At 49.0% G+C, this 20,041-nt stretch carries 3 protein-coding genes; all 3 read right to left on the bottom strand.

Features of this window, described 5'->3' with window-relative positions:
* Nucleotides 1-8 precede the first annotated feature (8 nt).
* The 3 genes from BDD26_RS12235 to BDD26_RS20200 all read right to left on the bottom strand — a co-directional run bounded on the left by BDD26_RS12235 (nucleotide 9) and on the right by BDD26_RS20200 (nucleotide 20,005).
* Nucleotides 9-6,839, bottom strand: a complete 6,831-nt coding sequence (locus BDD26_RS12235; protein ID WP_170140402.1) for a non-ribosomal peptide synthetase — start codon at nucleotides 6,837-6,839, stop codon at nucleotides 9-11.
* Nucleotides 6,840-6,903: 64 nt separating this feature from the next.
* Nucleotides 6,904-18,327 (bottom strand): non-ribosomal peptide synthetase, encoded by an 11,424-nt coding sequence (locus tag BDD26_RS12230; RefSeq protein ID WP_244922725.1) that lies wholly within the window; start codon nucleotides 18,325-18,327, stop codon nucleotides 6,904-6,906.
* The gene (locus BDD26_RS20200; protein ID WP_244922724.1) at nucleotides 18,227-20,005 is read right to left on the bottom strand and encodes an amino acid adenylation domain-containing protein; all 1,779 of its coding nucleotides are present in this window, start codon (nucleotides 20,003-20,005) and stop codon (nucleotides 18,227-18,229) included. The genes BDD26_RS12230 and BDD26_RS20200 overlap by 101 nt, the downstream gene beginning before the upstream one ends.
* Nucleotides 20,006-20,041: the final 36 nt, after the last annotated feature.

The following is a 20,041-nucleotide window of genomic DNA, read 5'->3' as shown; positions in this document are numbered from 1 at the left end:
TTTGCCCGCTATTCCTTTGCCTGTTTCTGCTGCATTTTTTTCTGCATTTCAGCCAGACGTTGACGACCATCAGCGATATTGCTCTGACTCACCTCGTTATTTTTCTGTCCTGTGTTGATGGCTGATGATGATATGCCGTGCTCACCCTGTTCACGCCCGCCGTTGATAAACTGAGCAAGCTGGTGAATCGTGGAGTAATTCAGCAAATCGATAATGGACAGGCGGTTATAACCCAACGCATGCAGTTTCAGATGGACACGAGCCAGTAGCAGTGAATCTCCCCCCAGATCGAAAAAGTTTTCATCACAATCAGGGAATTCCATATCCAGAACTTCAGCCCAGACTTGTTGAATGGCCTGTACAGTCGGATCGGATGATAATTCCCATTGTATGCTTTCTTCTTCCACAGCCTCCGTAGCAACAGCTTCTGTAGTCGTGGCATTTGTAGTAGCTATATCTGTAGTAGCAATAGCGGTAGCAGAAATAGTTGTAGTTGTCGCAGTGAGCGGAGTTCCCCCATTATTCGAGACATCATGGTGCGGCAGCCGCGCAATATCGATCTTGCCGTTGGCATTCAGTGGCAGAGAAGACAACGCTCTGAAATAGGCCGGGATCATGTAGCGTGGTAATCTTTCCGCCAGATAACTGCGCAATTCCATCGTATTCAGGATTTGTCCGGCACTAAGAACAATATAAGCAGCGATCCGTTTGCCCCGGTTTTCTTCGATCACACGAACAACAGCGCGTTCAACATCAGGATGTTTACACAGCACGGCTTCAATTTCCCCGGTCTCTACCCGATAGCCTCTGATCTTGTTCTGGTTATCAATGCGTCCCAGATATTCAATATCGCCATTAGGAAGATAACGCCCACGGTCTCCGGTTTTATACAGCCGGGCGGAAAGAGATTTATCAAATGGATTTTCAATAAACAGATCCTGATAAAGGCTTTCCTGATGCAGATATGTCATTGCCAGACCATCACCACCAATGTACAACTCACCCGCTGTGCCGATAGGTACTGGCTGATGGAAGGTATCAAGGATATAGACCAGATTGCCTTCATTCGGTTTGCCAATTGGTACACTGTTACCTTCTGTAGTACGGTAACAATGGCTGGTGGTGAAAGTCGTATTTTCTGTCGGGCCGTAGCCATTGATCAGAAGCAGTTCAGGGTAGCGCTCCTTAATACGGGCTGCATGCCATGATGACATCACCTCCCCGCCGGAAATAAGCTGTTTTACTGTTTGCAGTGTTTGTGGCCGCTCATCAACAATCAGATTAAACAATGAAGATGTCAGGAACAGACTTTCCACTCCCGACTCCTTAATGATTTTTTCCAACAGGAGTACAGAAATGGCAGCCTGCGGGTAGATCACTATAGAGCCGCCATTCAGCAACGGGCCCCAGATTTCCCACGTTGAGGCATCAAAACTGACAGATGCCAGTTGCAGGCAACGACCAAAGGTTTGGAAGTCAATATAACTGACATCTTTGACCAGACGAATAATGCCTTTCTGCCCGATCAATGCCCCTTTAGGTTTACCGGTAGAACCTGAGGTATACATGACACAGGCTGGCAAATTGGCTTGGTTTTCGGCGTGATGGCTGAGAATGTCCGGCAGATCGATGACCGGCATCTGTGCCAGTGCGGACTGTTCTTCATCCAGCCATAAAATGGGGGGAAGATGAGGTGCAACCGAAGGCAGCAACCTGTCTGTTATCCGCCTGTCAATAATCAGCAGATCACATTGTGTATCTTCGATCTGCTCAATCAGGCGGATATCCGGATCTTCGGTATTAAGTGGCAGATAAACCGCGCCGAGTTTTACCAGCGCCAGCATCGAGATAACCAACTCAATACTGCGTCCCAATAACAGAGCAACATACTGCCCCTGTTTTACCCCTTTTTGTGCCAGTAAATGGGCCAGTTGGTTGGATTGCTGGTGTAACTCCAGATAACTGAGTTGTCGCTCTCCGTATTCAACCGCGCGTGCTGAAGGAGTACGAACAGCCTGTTCAGCAAACAACGCTGCCAGTGTTTCTTGCCCCTGATAGCCCGGTGCTCCCTGATTGAAACTTTCAATCTTCCGTTGTTGGATTATCGGCAGGAAGTGGCTGGCACAGTGCAATGCCTGCGGATCTGCCACCATAGCAGCAAATACAGCGGAATAGCATTCAGCCATGTTCGCTGCTAATCCACGGCTGATTTTATTTTCGTCATAATCAAGCTGGACAGAGATTTGATCACTCGCCAGGGCAGACGAGAGCGTCAGATGCTGAAAATGTACATCTAATGTAAAGTGAGTGCCCTCATAAACATCCTGAGTATGCAGCCTGTCCACAACCTCCAACCCGACTTCCGGCACCATCTGGTCGTAAATATGGAAATCAATGTAGTTAAACAGGACTTCATCCAACAACGGCTGCTGACCAAATTGACGCTGAATTTCCGCTAACGGGTAACGACGATAAGGGATCGCTTCAATTTCGTTGGCAAAGACTTGTCGGATCAGTTCATGCCAGGAAACGGGGGTTAAAATCTGGCGGAACGGCAGGATATTAAGGAACAGGCCATACAGATGATCACCGCCCTGAGCTTCCGGGCGACCATTGGCAGTGATCCCCGTCAGGATGTCATGCTCTCCACTGAAAATACTCATGACTTTGATATGTCCGGTCAGCAGGATACTTTTTAGCGGCACGCTCAGCTGCTGCATCAGGTGGCGCAATCCCTGATAGACAGTACTATCCAGTATCAGCGAAAAGGATTTCAATTTCGGACTGGTTGCAGATGCGGCGGCGTCATTAATCCCGTCCGTATGCTGTTTACGGGGCAATTCAAGGATAGTGCAATCATCCAGCTTCTGAGCCCAGTAATCTTTTTGTTTCTCATCAGCAATGGCGGCTTGTTCCAGTGCAATAAAATCACGGTATTCCAGCGATTTTTTATCCGGTGCCTGCCAGTTGGCTTGTCCTGTTAACGTGGCATAGCGATTGAACACTTCCACGATCATGGTGTTATAACTCCAGCCATCAAAGACCGGGTGACATTCGGTCATCGTAAACTGGAATGAGTTATCCGTACGTAATTGAATGAAGAAACGCAACAATGTCGGATTCAGCAGATCAAATGGATTTACCCGTTCAGCTTCCAGTAACGCTTTTGCCCGTTCATCCTGCTCTTCTTCTGACAAATGACGCAAGTCTTCAACAACAATAGGCAATTCAGCAAATTTATAAACTAACTGAAGAGGTTCGCTGTAATTTTCCATATCGAACGCAGTGCGCAGTACATCATGAGCAGCCACGGTCTGGGCTGTCGCTTCCCTGAATGCCTGCTCATCAAATCGTCCATTCACGCGCAGATGGGAAGTTCCGGTACAGTGATACACATTGGCATCAGGAGACATATTCATGTGATAGAACATACCGGCCTGCATCCGGCTGAGCGGATAGGCATCAATAATTTTTTCCCGGTTTTCCCATAAACGCTGGCGATCTTTCTCTGAAATCTGACTGAACGGAGCAATTCTTTGTACCAGCTGTGGATGTTCTTTATTAGGTTCATTCGCCCCGCGTTCATCAATCAGGGCTGCCAGTTCTGCTATAGTCTGGTGCCGGAACAGATCCACCAGCGTCAGTGGCCAGCCATGATCCTGTGCTTTACCTGTCAATTGCACACCACGCAGAGAGTCACCCCCTAAGGCAAAAAAGTTATCGTGAATACCAATCTGGGATACGGGCAATGTTTCCTGCCATAACATCAGCAGTTCTGTCTCTGTTTCATTGCGTGCTTCCTGATATTCACTGGCTAGCTGCGGCCGTACTTGCTGTGGTGCAGGTAACGCCTTGCGATCAATCTTGCCATTACTGGTCAATGGCAGGTCATCAAGGAAAATAAAGGCAGATGGCAACATATAGTCCGGCAGTGTACGTTTTAACTTAGTTCTTATTGTTTCAACTGATAACGTTTCAGCGGACGGTATATGACTTGAGTGGGAAGCCGGTACGATATAAGCCACCAGATGAGAAGCTTGATTACCTTCATATTGGTAAGCCATCACGACAGCCTGTTCTATGGCGTCAATGCGTTTCAGGACTGTTTCAATTTCCCCCAGTTCAATACGGAATCCGCGGATCTTCACCTGATGGTCGGCCCGTCCGAGGTATTCCAGAGAACCATCGCGCCGTAAACGGGCCAAATCCCCACTCCGGTATAACCGCTGCCCGGCCTCCGCCTGTGGGAAAATCTGCCGTTTGTCGATAAAACGTTGTGCGGTAAGTTCAGGACGGTTCAGATAGCCCCGTGCCACACCAGCTCCACCAACGTACATTTCTCCCACCGCTCCCAACAGTGACAATTTACCCTGTTTATCCAGCAGGAAAATTTCCAGATCATCCAGCGCTTCACCAATCGGGCTTTTGCCGCCCTGCAAGGCATCAGCCTGCATAATTCTGCGATAAGTCACATGTACGGTGGTTTCGGTGATGCCGTACATGTTGATGATTTCAGGCTTTTCATCCCCGTATTTTTTGAACCAGCCCAGTAAATTAACCGGCTCCAGCGCTTCACCGCCCAAAATCACATAGCGCAGTGATAACGAAGGTTCCATGTCGTTCTTTTTCGCTTCACTCAATTGATCATCTGCCGTAATAAAGAGCAGGAAAGCAGAAGGTGTCTGATTCAACACCGTGACTTTTTCTTGTTGCACCCATTGATAGAAGTGCCCCGGTGTACGGCTGACCCAATAAGGCACAATGCTCAGACGACCACCGTACAATAATGCACCCCATATTTCCCATACGGAGAAGTCAAAAGCACAGGAGTGGAAGAGTGTCCAGACATCATTTTCTGTAAATGTAAAATGGCGTTCACTGGCGCTGAACAACCGCATGACATTGGCATGGGGTATTTCCACTCCTTTCGGTTTACCAGTAGAGCCTGAGGTATAAATGACATAAGCCAGTGCATCCGGCAGGCAAGGCACATCAGGGTTAGCCAGAGACATGGTCTGGATAAAGGTTTTTTCCGTATCGATGCAGAGATAATCCACTTTTTCGTGGTCAAACAGTGTTCGGTATTGGGGGATACCAATCACCAACTGAACCCTGGCATCTTCAACGTAGAAACGAACCCGCTCCGGCGCGTGGCTGCCGTCAATCGGCAAATAGGCCAGTCCGGCTTTCAGTACAGCCAGAATAGCCACCAGCATCTCCTCATCACGCTCCAGGCAAAGACCAACCAGTGGTGTAAGCTCTGTGGTTGCTTCTATTTGTTGTCTGATTTGCAGAATATAATGTGCCAGTTGGTTGGCACGCTGATTAAGCTGTTTATAAGTCAGCATCCGTCCATTATCAGCACTCAGGGCAATAGCCTGCGGACGACGCAATACCTGTTGTTCAAACGCCTGATGCAGAGTCTGTGTCACCGGATGATGACTCAGCTGGCGCGGCCATTCATGCAGAAGCCAGTGTTTTTCAGCATCATTGATACACTGATAATCAGTCAGAGCGGTTTGAGCATTGCGGGCGATTTCCTGCAACAGGAAGTGGAAATTCGCCTCAAACTGCCTGATGGTCGCTTCTTCGAACAGATCACTGCTATATTCAAATGCACCCTGCAATTGTTCTGCGCCATCGGCCATTGACACTTTTTCCATTGATAAGGTCAAATCGAATTTGGCGTAATCCCCTAATAAAGTGAATGGCGTAGCTTTCATTCCATCAAACTGCCATCCGGCAGAGTCAGAACCATCGAAAGCGAACATCACCTGAAATAACGGGGAGTAGCTCAGGTCACGTTTGGGATTGATCGCTTCCACCAGTTGTTCAAAACTCACCTGTTGATGCGACAGACCATCAAGTACAGTATCAAAAACCTGCTGCTGCAATTCGGCAAACGTGGCGTGGGGCTCCAGTTCAATCCGGTAAACCAGCGTATTGACAAAGAAACCGACAACGCCTTCCAGTTCCAGTTGTCCACGTCCTGAGACCGGAGAACCCACAACCAGATCAGTCTGACCACTATAACGATAAAGTAACAGGTAAAACGCACTTAACAGGGTGGAAAATAACGTCTTATTCTGTTGTTGGGCCTGTTGTGCCAGTGCCGTAGTCAATGCAGGGGATAACGTGAAGCAGTGAGTTTTACCACGCAGACTCAAACGATTAGGACGTGAGTAATCAAAAGGCAGAGCGATGGGTTCAACACCGGACAGTTTTTCTTTCCACCATGCCAGCGATGTATCAAATTCAGTATTTTCATGCTGTTGGTGCTGCCATTCCGAGTAATCAATGTACTGAATAGGTAACTGCGGCAGTTCAGGTACATTGCCCTGCCGACGTGCGTTATAACAAGCGGTCAGTTCACGACTGATAATACCGGCAGACCAGCCATCAGAAATAATATGGTGTAGCACCATCACCAGATAATGGCGATCTTCTCCGTGTCCGTGTTCATCGCCACAACGATACAGGGTAAAACGCAACAAAGGAGCCTGCTGTAAATTAAATGGCTGCTGGCTGTCCCGCTGTAAACGTTGCTTTTGCTGTTCTTCACTCAGCATGGACAAATCGACCGTTACCAGCGGTAAAGAGACCGATTCATGGCAACGCTGATAAAGCGTGCCATCTTGGTAAACAAAATCTGTACGGAAAGACTCGTGCCTGTCCACCATATCGCTGACAGCCTGCTGAAGTGCCGGTATATCCAATTTTCCCTCAAGCACCAGCGCAGTCGTGATGTGATAAATAGCCGATTGTTGTTCGAGTTGTTCATGCAACCACAAACGTTTTTGCGCTAGGGATGCCTTAAATTGAAATGTATTTTCCTGCATAAAACCTCCGGCAAAATACCCTTCACTTTACAGGTGTCGGGCATATTTCATTGTTATCGTTACTTTATTTCCGTTCCCGTACGACACGTTTTATGGTGTTTTTAGGGCCTGTGTTATGAGAGATCGTGTTGTGACGAACACTACCTTCCCCGGTCATACGTGACGCCAGTAAATGAGCAAGCTGTTTAATTGTCTGGCACTGCAAAAGTTCAGCCAGAGAGATCCTGACTGCCAGTTGCTGTTCAATACGGGCAGCAATGCGTAAGGCATGCAATGAGTGCCCTCCCAAAGCAAAGAAATTCTGGTCACATCCTATCTGTTGTTGTTGCAGTACCTCACTCCAGATATCCCTGAGATGGCTTTCCAGCGGGGTTTGTGGGGTATGTAAAACGCTGCCCTCCTGTTTTTTCTGCTGTAATTCTTTCTGCTGCAACTCAGACAAATATTCCGGCAAACGCGCCAACAAAGCCTGATAATCAATCTTGCCATTCGTGGTTTGAGGCATCTCATCCAACAGTACAATGGCGCTCGGCAGCATATGCGCGGGCAATTGTCTGCTGAGAAAATCAAGCAGTTGTCCTGAAAATGGCTCTGAAGAGACAGCACTGGCTTTCGCTGCTGATTTAAGGGACACACAAGCTATTAGCTGTATCTCGCCCTGTTTGTCGGCATCAGCCAGTCCTGAAGAAGAAAGCACCGCACTTTGCTGAACGTGCGGATGCTGCATAAGCTGAGCCTCAATCTCTCCCGGTTCAATACGATAGCCACGCAGTTTGATTTGTCGGTCACAACGACCGAGATAGAGCAATTCACCATCCGGCAAGGCACAGACTCGATCTCCTGTGCGATAAATCCGCACTTTTTCTTGTGGCATTTCTTGTTGTGGGATACCCCCTTGTGGAATTGACAGCGTGATGAATTTTTCTGCGGTTAATTCAGGGCGATTCCAATAACCTCTTGCCACACCCAATCCACCGATATACAACTCTCCTGCCATGCCGAATGGTGTTGGAGACAAATCTTCATTAAGTACAAACAGGCGAGTATTAGCGATTGGCAGACCAATCGGCATCGTGCCCTGTAAGTCCTGATGTTTGTCTGCTTGATGAACACAACATCCGACAACCGTCTCTGTGGGGCCATATTCATTGAACACGCCAATATCTGCTACATCAGTCAGCCATTCCTGTACTGTTTCACAACTCAGCGCATCTCCCCCGATGACCAATGAATGAACATGGGATTTCGCGGCAGCATCCAGATATTCCCCCAAAATGCCAAGATGGGCAGGCGTGATTTTCAACAGATGACCGCCCTGCTTTTGTGGTAATGAGTACGGTGGTAATGGTTGCCGTAATACCTCCGCCATTGAAGCGATATCCGCATCATCCCGTATCACGGTAATGGTGCCGCCATGCAACAGAGGCAGGTAGAGGCTGGTTAATGTGGCATCAAAACTGACAGATGAATGGAACAGGCTTTGGGTATTCTCAGTTACCTGATAACGCCAGCAGGTATCGGTCAGGTAGTTAATCAGACTACGATGTTCAATCATGACGCCTTTCGGCATTCCTGTTGAGCCGGAAGTGTAAATCAGATATACCAGCGCATTTTCATCATCAGCCACGGAGGGTAACGATTGTTGCGATAAAGCATATGTCGGAACCGACTCTGGTTCCTGATCCAGTACCAGTACAGCAATTTCAGGAATAACAGAAGCAGCCAACGCCTGATGGGTCAACACCAGACAACTTTGGCTGTCAGACAATAAATAAGTGACCCGCTCTGTGGGGTAAGAGATATCAATGGGTACATAACAAGCCCCCATTCTGCTGACTGCCAGCATGGCAGCAATATAATCCAGACTGCGTGGCAAATAGAGTGCAACTCTGTCACCCGCATGAATCTGACTGTGATGCAGGCGGAGGCTGATCTGTTCAACCTGCTGCTCCAATTCCGCATAACTGACCTGCTTCTGTCCATCAATCACGGCAATCTGTTGGAAAGAACGTTGTACCTGACGGGCAAACAGACTATACACATTACCCGCAAAAACCGGCAATACCGGTCCCTGCCATTGGGTCAGCAATTGCTGTTTCTCCTGCTGATCCAATAATGCAATATCTGTCAACACACCGGCCATATTATTCATTAACTGGGTCAGAATGCGGATAAAGTGCTCTGCCAGACGAGCCACGATAGCGGCATCATACAGGCCCGTGTCATAGACCAGCTCGCCATGCAGGCTGTCAGAGAACGCCGTGACCAATACCAATGGGTAATTTGTGCTTTCTGTGGCCTGTGTAAATTGAAACAGGTTTTCCTGCGCAGCGGATTGCGGATAATTTTCAAACACCAGCAAGGTATCAAATGTCGGCAGACCACAAGTGGATTTCAGATCCGCCAGCGAGATATCACTGAATTTTTCATGTTCCCGCTGCTGCTGTTGAATGGCGCTCAGCCAATCGGCAACGGGTTGATTCATGTGACTGGTGATATGAACAGGCAATGTACTGATTAACAGTCCCACCATTTTATCGATACCGGCTAATTCTGCCTGGCGGCCGGATACTGTCATGCCAAACAGACATTCATCCTGCTGGCTGTAACGTTGTAACAGTAATGCCCATGCCCCCTGAATCAGGGTGCTGATCGTTAAACGGTGACGACGTCCGGTTTCTGCCAACTGACCAGAAAGTTCTGTAGACAGACTAAATGAATGTCGCTGTTTCAACTGACTGGCTGTTCTGACCGGATGAGCCGCAGGCAGTGGTGTTACTGCATTAATATCAGCTAATTGCGCCTGCCAATAATCCTGACACGCTTTACGGCTATGCTGTTGCCAGCGAATAAAGGATTTAAATGCCGGAGCCGGTGGCAAGATATCAGCCGGACGATAGTAGAAGGACTCAACCGTTGTTAATAACAGTCTGACTGACCATCCATCAAGAATGGCGTGATGATGGCTGAACAGAAGTTGTATCTGTTCATCCGGGAGTTGCAGTACGGTAATACGGAATAATGCGCCATGTTCCGGTATAAACTCTTCCGCCAGATCTGCCGCCAGCAAGTTTCGGCGATGCTGTTCCGCATCAGCCGGGTTATACAGCCGCAGATCATGCTGCCGCCAATCCAGCTCCAGCTGAGGCATCACGATTTGTAATGGCTCACCGGCAAGGCTCATTTCAAAATGACTGCGCAGGATAGGATAGTAAGCCACCGCCTGCTGCCATGCCTGCTGTAGACGGGCAAGATCCACACTATCCAGCCGGTTCTTATGACATAAACTAAAACACAACTGTTCGTGATACAGCCCGCTGCCTTGTCCGGCCATAGAGTGGAACAGCATTCCCTCCTGGGTATAAGTCAGCGGGTAGATATCTTCCATCACGCCATACCGTTGCTGCAACTGGCGCAGTGTTCCGGCATTCAAACGGGCAAGCGGGAAATCAGATGGTGTGTAAGTGGTCTGAGTCTGTGCCATACAATGTTCAGTCAGCCGGATAATCTGCTCTTTCATCGCCATTGCCAACCTATCAATGGTTTCATGCTGATAACATTGGTGGTTATACGTCCACTCTATCTGTAATTGTCCTTCATCAATGTAGCAATCCACTTCCAGTGCATATGACCTTGCGTTATCCGCCGCATGACGATGCGCCAGTCCGATATCCACAACGCCCTGTAATGGTGCCTGATGGAAAGCACGGGTAAATTGTCCGAGATAGTTGAAGCAGATATCTGCCGCAGGAATAACGGGCAGCTGATTATTGGTGGATGTCTGGGTATAGCGGGAATAGCGCAGTGCGCCATAACCTGTTCCGCTATAAGGCACCTGACGCACTGCTTCTTTAACCAGCTGGAGCAGTTGATCAGGCGGACAAGATGCAGGCAGTGACAGCAACAGAGGATAAATGGCCGTAAACCAGCCGATTGTCCGGCTGACATCCACATTTTTATGCAGGCTTTCCCGTCCATGTCCTTCCATATCCACATGCAGTAATTCAGAACCACTCCAGCGTCGCAGTGTTATCGCCAGCGCTGCCAGTAACAAGTCACCAACATGGGTACGGTAGGCGTGTCCGGTGTGCTGAACCAGATTTGTGGTGGCGGTGAGATCCAGTGCTAACCGGTATTTAGCTGACTCTTTGACTAAACCGGGGAACGGTTTTTCTCCCTGGTCACAGGGCAACGGAGGTACAGTTTGATTCAGTTTTTGCTGCCAGAAATGATATTCATCCTGTGATTGTTCAGATTGAGCATAATCCGCAAGGTGGGATGACCATTCAATCAGAGAGGCACTTTTTGCCATCAGACGCAGGTTTTCCCCTGTCAGTAATGTCTGTCCTGAAAGAATTGACTGATAGTAATAACTTAAATCTTCCGTAAAAATGCGCCATGAAACGCCATCTATCACCAGATGATGAACTGCCAGCAGCAGATAATTCCCTTCTGCGGTAATAAAATGGGTCGCGGTCAATAACGGGCCATGTTCAATATTCAATTGTGCCTGACGTTCGGCAACGGCCTGTATCAGAGCTTCCCTTGCCGGGGTTTCTGTGATCTGACATTGTTCTATCTGCCAGTCTGTAACAGGTTCTCCTATCTGCCCATAATCCGGCCCATAACCGCCTGCCAGTGCGAAACGAGAGCGCAAGCCATCATGTTGATTAACCACCAGAGCCAATGCCCGCGCTAAAAGCGGTATGTCTGTTCCTTCCTCCAGTGCATACAGATAAGACTGGTTATAGTGGTGCGGATTAGCATGATGATGTGCAAAGAACCAATGCTGAACTGGCAGCAAAGCATATTCTCCCTGCACGGGTTGAGTGTTGTCGTCAGCGTTGCCATCAATATTATTTACCTGTGTCACCACAGCGGCTAATCCTGCAATAGTAGGATAATCAAACAGCATTTTTGGCGTGATCCGCAGACCGTTCTCCCGTGCCCTGAACACTATTTGCAGGCTGAGAATGGAATCGCCTCCCAGAACAAAGAAATCATCATCAATCCCCAGATTTTCCTGATCCAACACTTGTTGCCAGATTTCTGTCAGTTGTTTTTCCAGTGCCGTCACCGGCATCCGGCGAATAGTGTGATGGGGTTGCTCAGTTAAAGGGATTTGTGCCAGAGCCTTACGATCAATTTTGCCGTTAGCAGTGAGTGGTAATGTTTCCTGCAAGATCCACTGGGTAGGACACATATGTGCCGGCAGTCGTTGACTCAGTTCTTGCCGTATATTTTCCAGATCTGCCACAGATGGGTTCATCACCAGATAGGCCACCAGATGCTGGCGTCCATAAATGTCCCGCATACCCGCTGCTGCCTGAATAACGCCCTGACAAGCCGCAAGCTGAGCTTCTATCTCTTCCAGTTCAATCCGGTAGCCATGCAGTTTAACTTGCTGGTCTTTGCGGCCGAGGAACAGTAAATTTCCGTCTGGCAGGTAACGCGCCAGGTCTCCTGTCCGATAGAGTTTTTCCTGTGATGACGAGGAGAAAGGATCGGTAATAAATCGGCTTTCAGTCAGATCAGGGCGATTGAAATAGCCCAGACCTACTCCAGCTCCACCAATGTACAGTTCACCGACTGAACCGAACGGCACCAGTTGCTGACACTCATCTAACAGATAAAGCCGGGTATTGGCTATCGGACGGCCAATCGGCAGTGCACCATCCCCTTTTATGTCTCCGGCCGGTATGTCGTAAATACAGCAGCCCACGGTGGCTTCTGTCGGGCCGTATTCATTGATGATCCTGACCTGCGGTGCATGTTGCCGCCAGAAACGCAATGCGCTGGCAGAAAGACTCTCTCCGCCAATCACCAGCAGCGGTATCCGGCCTGCGTGTTCCGGTAATAATTGCTGGCTTAAGAGCTCCAGGTGAGCAGGAGTGATTTTCGCCATTGCCAGATCCGGCAATTGTTGCCATGCCTGTACCAGTGCCGGAATATCCTCCTCTACAGGCAGGATAAACAGGGTTTGCCCCTGTAATAACGGCAGGAACAGGCTGGTAATTGTCGCATCAAAGGAAATAGAGGCATGCAGAGTATTTCCTCGTTTAGTCAGATCACCATAATGTTCACAGGCATGTTGCAGATAGTTGCCCAATCCCCGGTGTGGAATGATGACCCCTTTTGGCCTGCCGGTAGAACCAGAGGTATAGAGAATATAAGCAGGCTGTTCCGGTGAAATCGTAATATCAGGATTGGGGATAGCAGCCTGATTATCTGTTACGGGTTCTGAGGCCACTGACTCTGGGGTAAATTGCTCCGGCGTCAACCGTACAATATGATGCGATGGCAACGCTAATCTGGTGGCCTGTTCGTCAGTTGTAATCACCTGTGCCACCTGGGCATCTTCCAGCATAAAACGGGCACGTTCTGCCGGATAGGTACTATCAACCGGTACATATGCAGCACCAGTTTTCAATACCGCCAGAATCGCCACGACGAGCATGGCTGAACGTGGCAGGCAGATCCCGACCTGTGAACCCGTACCAATCCCCTGAGCCAGTAAATCATTCGCCAGCCGATTAGCGTGTTGGTTAAGCTGGTCATAACTCAATGCTAACTCTGTTTCATATTGCTCACACAGGGCAATCGCCTGTGGCGTTCTGCATACCTGTTGTTCGAACCATTGATGCACTACCGGGTGCAACAGGGGTTGTACTGTGGCATTGAGATCACTCAACTGCTGCTGCCGTTCCTGTGGTGACAACATTGCCAGCTGATAGACAGGCTGGTCTGCCGTACGACACAGGCTATCCAGCAAACGGGCATAATGTGTCACTAGTTGCGCCACAATTTCGGCTGCAAAACACGCCTCACGGTATTCGACCGACAATAGCAGATTATCCGCTGTTTCCTGTACAAACAGGGTTAAATCGAATTTGGCTTCCGGATTGTCTATTGGCTGACTGTCTATAGCGTAAGTACGGGCATCAGTACGAAGTTGTTCATTGGCCTGTGGCTGGTGCGCATTAAACACAAACATGATCCGGAACAGAGGAGCAAGCGAACGTTTCTCTGCCGGCAGAACAGCATCCACCACCTGTTCAAACGGAACGTCTTTGTTAGCCATTGCCTGATTCAGTGTCTGTGCACTATCAAGCAGAAATTCAGTAAACGGACGATTGATATCGACATTCTGACGTACCGCTAAGGTGTTCAACAGAAGCCCGATAACCGATTGCAGTTCTGGCCTGTCACGCAGAGAAACAGGAATACCGATAACGATATCTCCCGCGGTGTCACCTTCACTGCTGTAACGCTGCAACAAGATCTGGAAAGCCGCCAATAACAGGGTAAACAGTGTCGTATCCTGCTGTTGTGCCAACCGACGCAGTGCTTTGGTCTGCTCAATAGACAGCGGCAGGCGATGGTAAGCTGCTTTCGATTCTTCAACAGGTGCATGATATTGCTGAGGTAATGTCACCACTGGCGGTAATTGCTGATATACCTGACGCCAATACGCTAATTGGCTATGCCAGACTTGTTGCGCTTCAGGACTGCGCTCCCATGCAGCGAATTGCAGGTAATCAGGAACGGATACCGGCGGGATATTCTCTTCTGACAGATTATTTTCTTCTGGAAGACCATCCGCTTCTGACTGGTATAGCGACAGCAATTCAGCATCAAGCTGTGCCAATGCCTGTTCATCTACCAAAATATGATGCAGACAGAAAATCAGGGCACTTCCCTGCCGTGCATCCGTTACCAGCAACAGTCGGTATAAGGGTCGGCCAATCAGCTGGAACGGTGTCCGCATTATGTCGGCAGCTCGCTGCTGTAACTGCTGCTGCCATTCCTGTTCATTTTGTACTTCGATAATTTCATGCGGACAGTCCGGTGACTGCTCACTGTAATATTGCCGGGGCGTGGTTCCCTCCATCCGCAGACGCAGATTGAGTGATGGATAGCGGCGGAACAACAACTCTACGCTTTTCTGTATCCGTTCAGCCTCCGCATTATTTTCAGCCACATTGCCGTCATTCTCCTTGCCGGCAAGCGTTTTTATACTGACAAAGGTTTTGATACTGGTTATGTGGTAACGACAGCTATCAGGATACAGTTGATCAAGGAACCACATCCGTTGTTGAGCAAAGCTCAATGGTGCATCGTGGATCACAGACAGATTTAATGAACCCACACTGGCTGTTAAATCCACTCTCTCAGCCAACCGCATTGGAGTTCGGCAGATAAAAACATCGCTGACTTTGAAATGTAACCGGAACTGACTGGCAAGTATTGCTACCATTTTGGCGGCTAATAGAGAGTGTCCACCCGCTGCAAAAAATGAGGTATTCCGGCCAATCGCCTGATGCCCCAATAATGTCTGCCAGACCTGAATAATCGCCCGTTCTGTTTCATTCCGGGCTGGTTCAGCAATGGTTTCGCCGGTCTGCCGCATCGGTGTGGGAAAGCGTTTTCTGTCTACTTTGTTATTCGGCAATCGCGGGAATTCGTTCAGAAAGACGTAGCAGGAAGGACGCATAAATTCCGGCAGAGATCCCCCCAAATGTGACTCAATCTGTGACTGATCAAGCGTGGTATCAGATTGGGTGAGTATATAGGCAACTATAGCACTGGCATTCAGGTAATCTTCCCGCACCATCGCCACCGCATCAGAAATAGCCGGATGCTGACGCAGAGCGCTTTCGATTTCTCCCAGTTCTACACGATAACCCCGGATTTTTATTTGTTGGTCAATACGTCCCAGATAGTCAATATTACCGTCTGCCTGATAACGGGCCAGATCGCCGGTACGATAAAGGCGGGCATCAGGCCGGGAGCTGAACGGATCGGGGATAAAACTGCGTTCGGTCAATTCTGGTCGGTGCAGATAGCCTGTAGCGACGCCAACACCGCCAATGCAAAGTTCCCCCGCGACTCCAATCGGTAATGGTGCGCCATATTCATCCAAAATCCAGACCTGAGAGTTGGGGATCGGACGGCCAATGTGAATATGGTCATCGTCTATCGTCAGCTCAGCACTGGTTGTACCTACTGTTGCTTCTGTCGGGCCATAGGAGTTAATAAAACGGCGGTTTTTGCCCCACTTATGCAGCAGATCCACGCCACAGGCTTCCCCGGCGACTAACAATACCTGCAAATCAGGTAACTCAGCTTCAGGCAGTGCGGCCAGTGCCGATGCAGGCAATGTGACATGGGTAACACGTCGCGTAATAAGCTGTTCCAGCAGATCCGGGCCAGGCATGATGGCAAGACGAGGAGCCATTAATAATGTGCTGCCGGTACAAAACGCCATCAGGATTTCCCAGATGGAGGTATCAAAACTGAAAGAGGCGAACTGGAGGATCCGGCTGTTCGGTGGTACAGCCAGAAACTCAACTTCTGTTTCTGCCAGATTGCACACACTGCGGTGGCGGATAGGCACACCTTTCGGTTTGCCGCTGGAGCCTGAGGTATAGATGATATAGGCAGTATTTTCTGCCCGGACATCTACCCGTGGATTTTCAACACTGAATGCTGACAGTTGAGGCATCAGGGTTTCAAGGGAGAATAAAGGAAGGTTGCAATCCTGATAACGTGCCATAAATTGATCTTGTGTCACCAGCAGATGCAAGCCGGCATCTCCAATCACATAACGACTGCGATCCAGCGGATAATCAGGATCAACCGGGACATAAACTCCACCCGCTTTCAGGATAGCCAGAAAACAGATCACCAGTTCCAGTGAGCGTTCGACACTTAATCCGACACAAACTTCTGGCCCTACCCCTTGTTGGATCAGAAAATAAGCCAGTTGGTTGGCACGCTGATCCAATTCAGCATAAGTCAGCGATTGCTGACCGAATTCAACCGCAATGGTTTCTGGTACGTGCTGTACCTGACGCTCGATAAGCTGGTGAATGCCGATATTATCGCTGAATGGTTGTTCAGTCCGGTTCCACTGAACCAATTGCTGTTGCTGTGCAGGACTGAGCAGAGAAACCCGTCCGATGGCCTGTTGCGGTTGTTCGATCAATTGCGGCAGAAAATGACAGAAGTTTTCCACCATGCGGGCAATCGTCTCCGGCAGAAAACGATCACTGGCATACTCAAATATTCCCTGCAATTCCCCTTCTTCACGCCACATCTCCAGTGTCAGCTCATATTTGGCGATTTGCATATCCCACTGGCGTAATGGAGAAAGCCGCACAGCCCCCATCCGTTTAGCGGTGACCGGTATATTCTGGTAGGTAAACAGAGTCTGAAACAGCGGAGAAAGCCCCGGATGATGATTATCTTCCCCATTGTTTTGTAATAAATTGCCTTTTAGTAAAGGTAGTAATTGGCTAAACGGCATATCCTGATGCGCAACGGCATCAATAAAAGTGGATTTAACCTGGGCCAGCAGTTGTTCGAATGACTGGCTGGTATCAACCTGATTGCGCATCACCAATACGTTGAATAACAGGCCAACCGGCTGTTGCTCCTCACTGTAATGACGGTTGGAAACGGGTGTTCCCAACAGAATGTCGTTCTGGCGTGAATAGCGCGCCAGAAATGCAATAAATCCGGCCTGTAAGATCAGATAAGGGGTGACACCATACTGATAGGCTAATGTATCAATCTGTTCATGGAATGCAGTGGGCAGGCTGAATGGCAAACGCCCTCCCTGATAACTGCGTACGGCAGGTGTCGGAAAGTCATAAGGTAATTGGATCAGCGGTAGTGTTCCTGCCAACTGACGCTGCCAGTATTGACGGGCTGCTACGCCCGCAGCCCCATTGATTCTCTGATGCTGGAGGCGTGCATGTTCCCGTTGACCATAACGAGCGTGCCGGCTCTCAAGTGTTTTCCCTGCTTGCAGCAGGCTGTAATTTTCCAGCAACTCATCCCACAGCCGTTTCACTGACTCGTCATCCACAATTAAGTGGTGGAAGGCCAGTACAATCAGATGGCTATGTGGCCGGAGTGTCAGCTCTGCCATGCGTAGCAATGGCGGTTCGGTTAATTCAAATGGCAAAGTCGCAAATTGGCTGATAATGTTTTCTGCCTGCGCCTGAGCCTGTGGGCCATACTGGCTCAGATCCTGCCAGATTACCTTCGCAGTAACCGGGTTGGCAGAAAGATGTTCTGCTACCTGCGCAATGATATCCCCTTTTTGCATCAGAAAACCGGTTCTCAGTACATCATAACGGGCGATCAAAGCGTCAAGGGATTGCTGTAACCGCTGATGATCCAGTGCTCCCTGCCACTGGACAACATAGGCCATGTTGTAAATCGGGCTGGAAGAAACGGTTTGCTGGATCAGGTAAATACCCTGCTGTTCATAGCTGGCAGTATGCGGGATTACCGTTGTTTCCTCCGCTATCCCCTCTGACAACTCATCAACACTCAATATCGCTGCACACTGGGCAAGCGTGGGGTGCTGGAACAGTTCACCAAAACGCAAACTCAGCCCCATTTTTTCCCGCACTTGTGCAATCATACGAATTGCCTGTAAGGAATCCCCTCCCAGTGCAAAAAAAACTATCGTCACGCCCGATTTGTCTGATATGCAACAGCGATTGCCAGATAGCTGCCAGTTTTGTCTCCCGTTCTCCCTGTGGGATAACAATATCCTGTCTGTTTTGGTATGTCTGGCGGATAGCCGGAGCTTGCAGTGCTCTGCGGTCAATTTTGCCATTGGATAACAGCGGGAACAGTGACAAGAACTGATAATCAGCCGGGCGCATAGCAGCTGCCAGATTGGAGGCCAGATAGGTATCTAACGTTTCTGCCGTGACTGTCATTTCCGGTGCCAGACGGATAAATGCCACCAGCCGCACACTTTGTGACGGTTGATGCGACTGTTCAAACGCCTGTACAATCGCTTGTTGTACCGCAGGATGCTGTTCAAGCAGACTTTCTATCTCTGCCGTTTCAAGGCGCTGACCATTGATTTTGATCTGAAAATCATTACGGCCAAGCAGGATCAGATCTCCCTGCTCATCAATACGTCCCAAATCACCTGTCCGGTAAACCGGCTGACCAGCCAGTTCCCCTTTTTCCGGGGTGATAAAACGTAAGTTATTTTCAGACCCGGCTGACAGGTAACCCGCACTCATAAAGGGAGTACTGATCCACACTTCCCCTTCGGCACCCGCCGGAACTGTTTCACCCTGCTCATCAACGACAACAATGGTGGTATCGTCTATGGGTTTACCGGCAGGGATCAGCGCACGCTGAATATCTTTCTCTGTGACACGATAGTAGACTCTCGCCAGTGTGGTTTCAGTTGTCCCATACAGATTAATTAATTGGGTTTGTTGCAACTGACGCTGGTAAAACAACTCTACCAGTGACCCTTTGAGCATTTCGCCCGACAGAACGGCATACCTCAAAGATTGCAGGTCATCACTGGATTGCGGACACTCCAGCAGAACCTGAAACAAAGAAGGAATAAGGTGAGTAATACTGATCTGTTGTTCACGTATCCAGCTCAGCAATTCCTGCGGCGAATAACGGATATCGTGGGCAGGAGGAATGCACAGTGTTGCGCCGTTGAGCAAAGGCAGCAACATATCACGCAGGAAAGGATCGAACATCTGGTTGATCAATTGGCTGACTTTGTCAGCGGGTGTCAGATTCAGTTCACGACTTTCCCAGTGGATAAAATGCAATAAGCTGTCTTCGCGCCCTAATATGGCTTTAGGTTGCCCGGTAGAACCCGATGTAAAGTAGACATATGCCGGTTTGTTATGATGGATGTCACTGTTGTTATGTGTACTGGCAGTGTTACTGACAGGCAGTGAACTCTCCGGCTCTCCCACGAATAACGAAGGAATTGAATGGTTTTTCTGCACTTCATCAGCCAGCACCAGCGAATAATCTTCTGACAGATGCTCCAGCAGGGGCAACCATTGACGGCAAGTGATAATAGTTGCACCACGGAATTGTGCCAATAATGTGGCAAGGCGTTGTTCCGGTAACTTAGGGGATAATGGAACAAACACTTTGCCGGCTTTCATGATGGCTAATGCTGCCGTTATCAGAGATATACTCTCTTCCATCAACGTCATGACGTACTGACTCTCAGCCTGATGATGCAGCATATGACTAAGTCCAGTAACGCGCTCTGACAAGGTACGATAGGTTAAGCTTTCGTTTCCCTGTGTCACCGCGATATTTTCCGGGAAACGTACAACGATTTGCTCAAATTTGGTTGAAATCACCATTAGCCATCTTCCTTCAATAAAACACGATTACATGAC

Source organism: Xenorhabdus cabanillasii (genome assembly GCF_003386665.1).
Taxonomy (GTDB): Bacteria; Pseudomonadota; Gammaproteobacteria; order Enterobacterales; family Enterobacteriaceae; genus Xenorhabdus; species Xenorhabdus cabanillasii.
The sequence above is the reverse complement of the archived record's forward strand: the minus strand, read 5'-3'. Positions and strand labels throughout refer to the sequence as shown.

What these genes read in the sequence shown, in the direction of transcription:
- BDD26_RS20200 (WP_244922724.1), bottom strand. Translation starts at nt 20,005, where the DNA reads ATGGTGATTTCAACCAAATTTGAGCAAATCGTTGTACGTTTCCCGGAA.
- BDD26_RS12235 (WP_170140402.1), bottom strand. Translation starts at nt 6,839, where the DNA reads ATGCAGGAAAATACATTTCAATTTAAGGCATCCCTAGCGCAAAAACGT.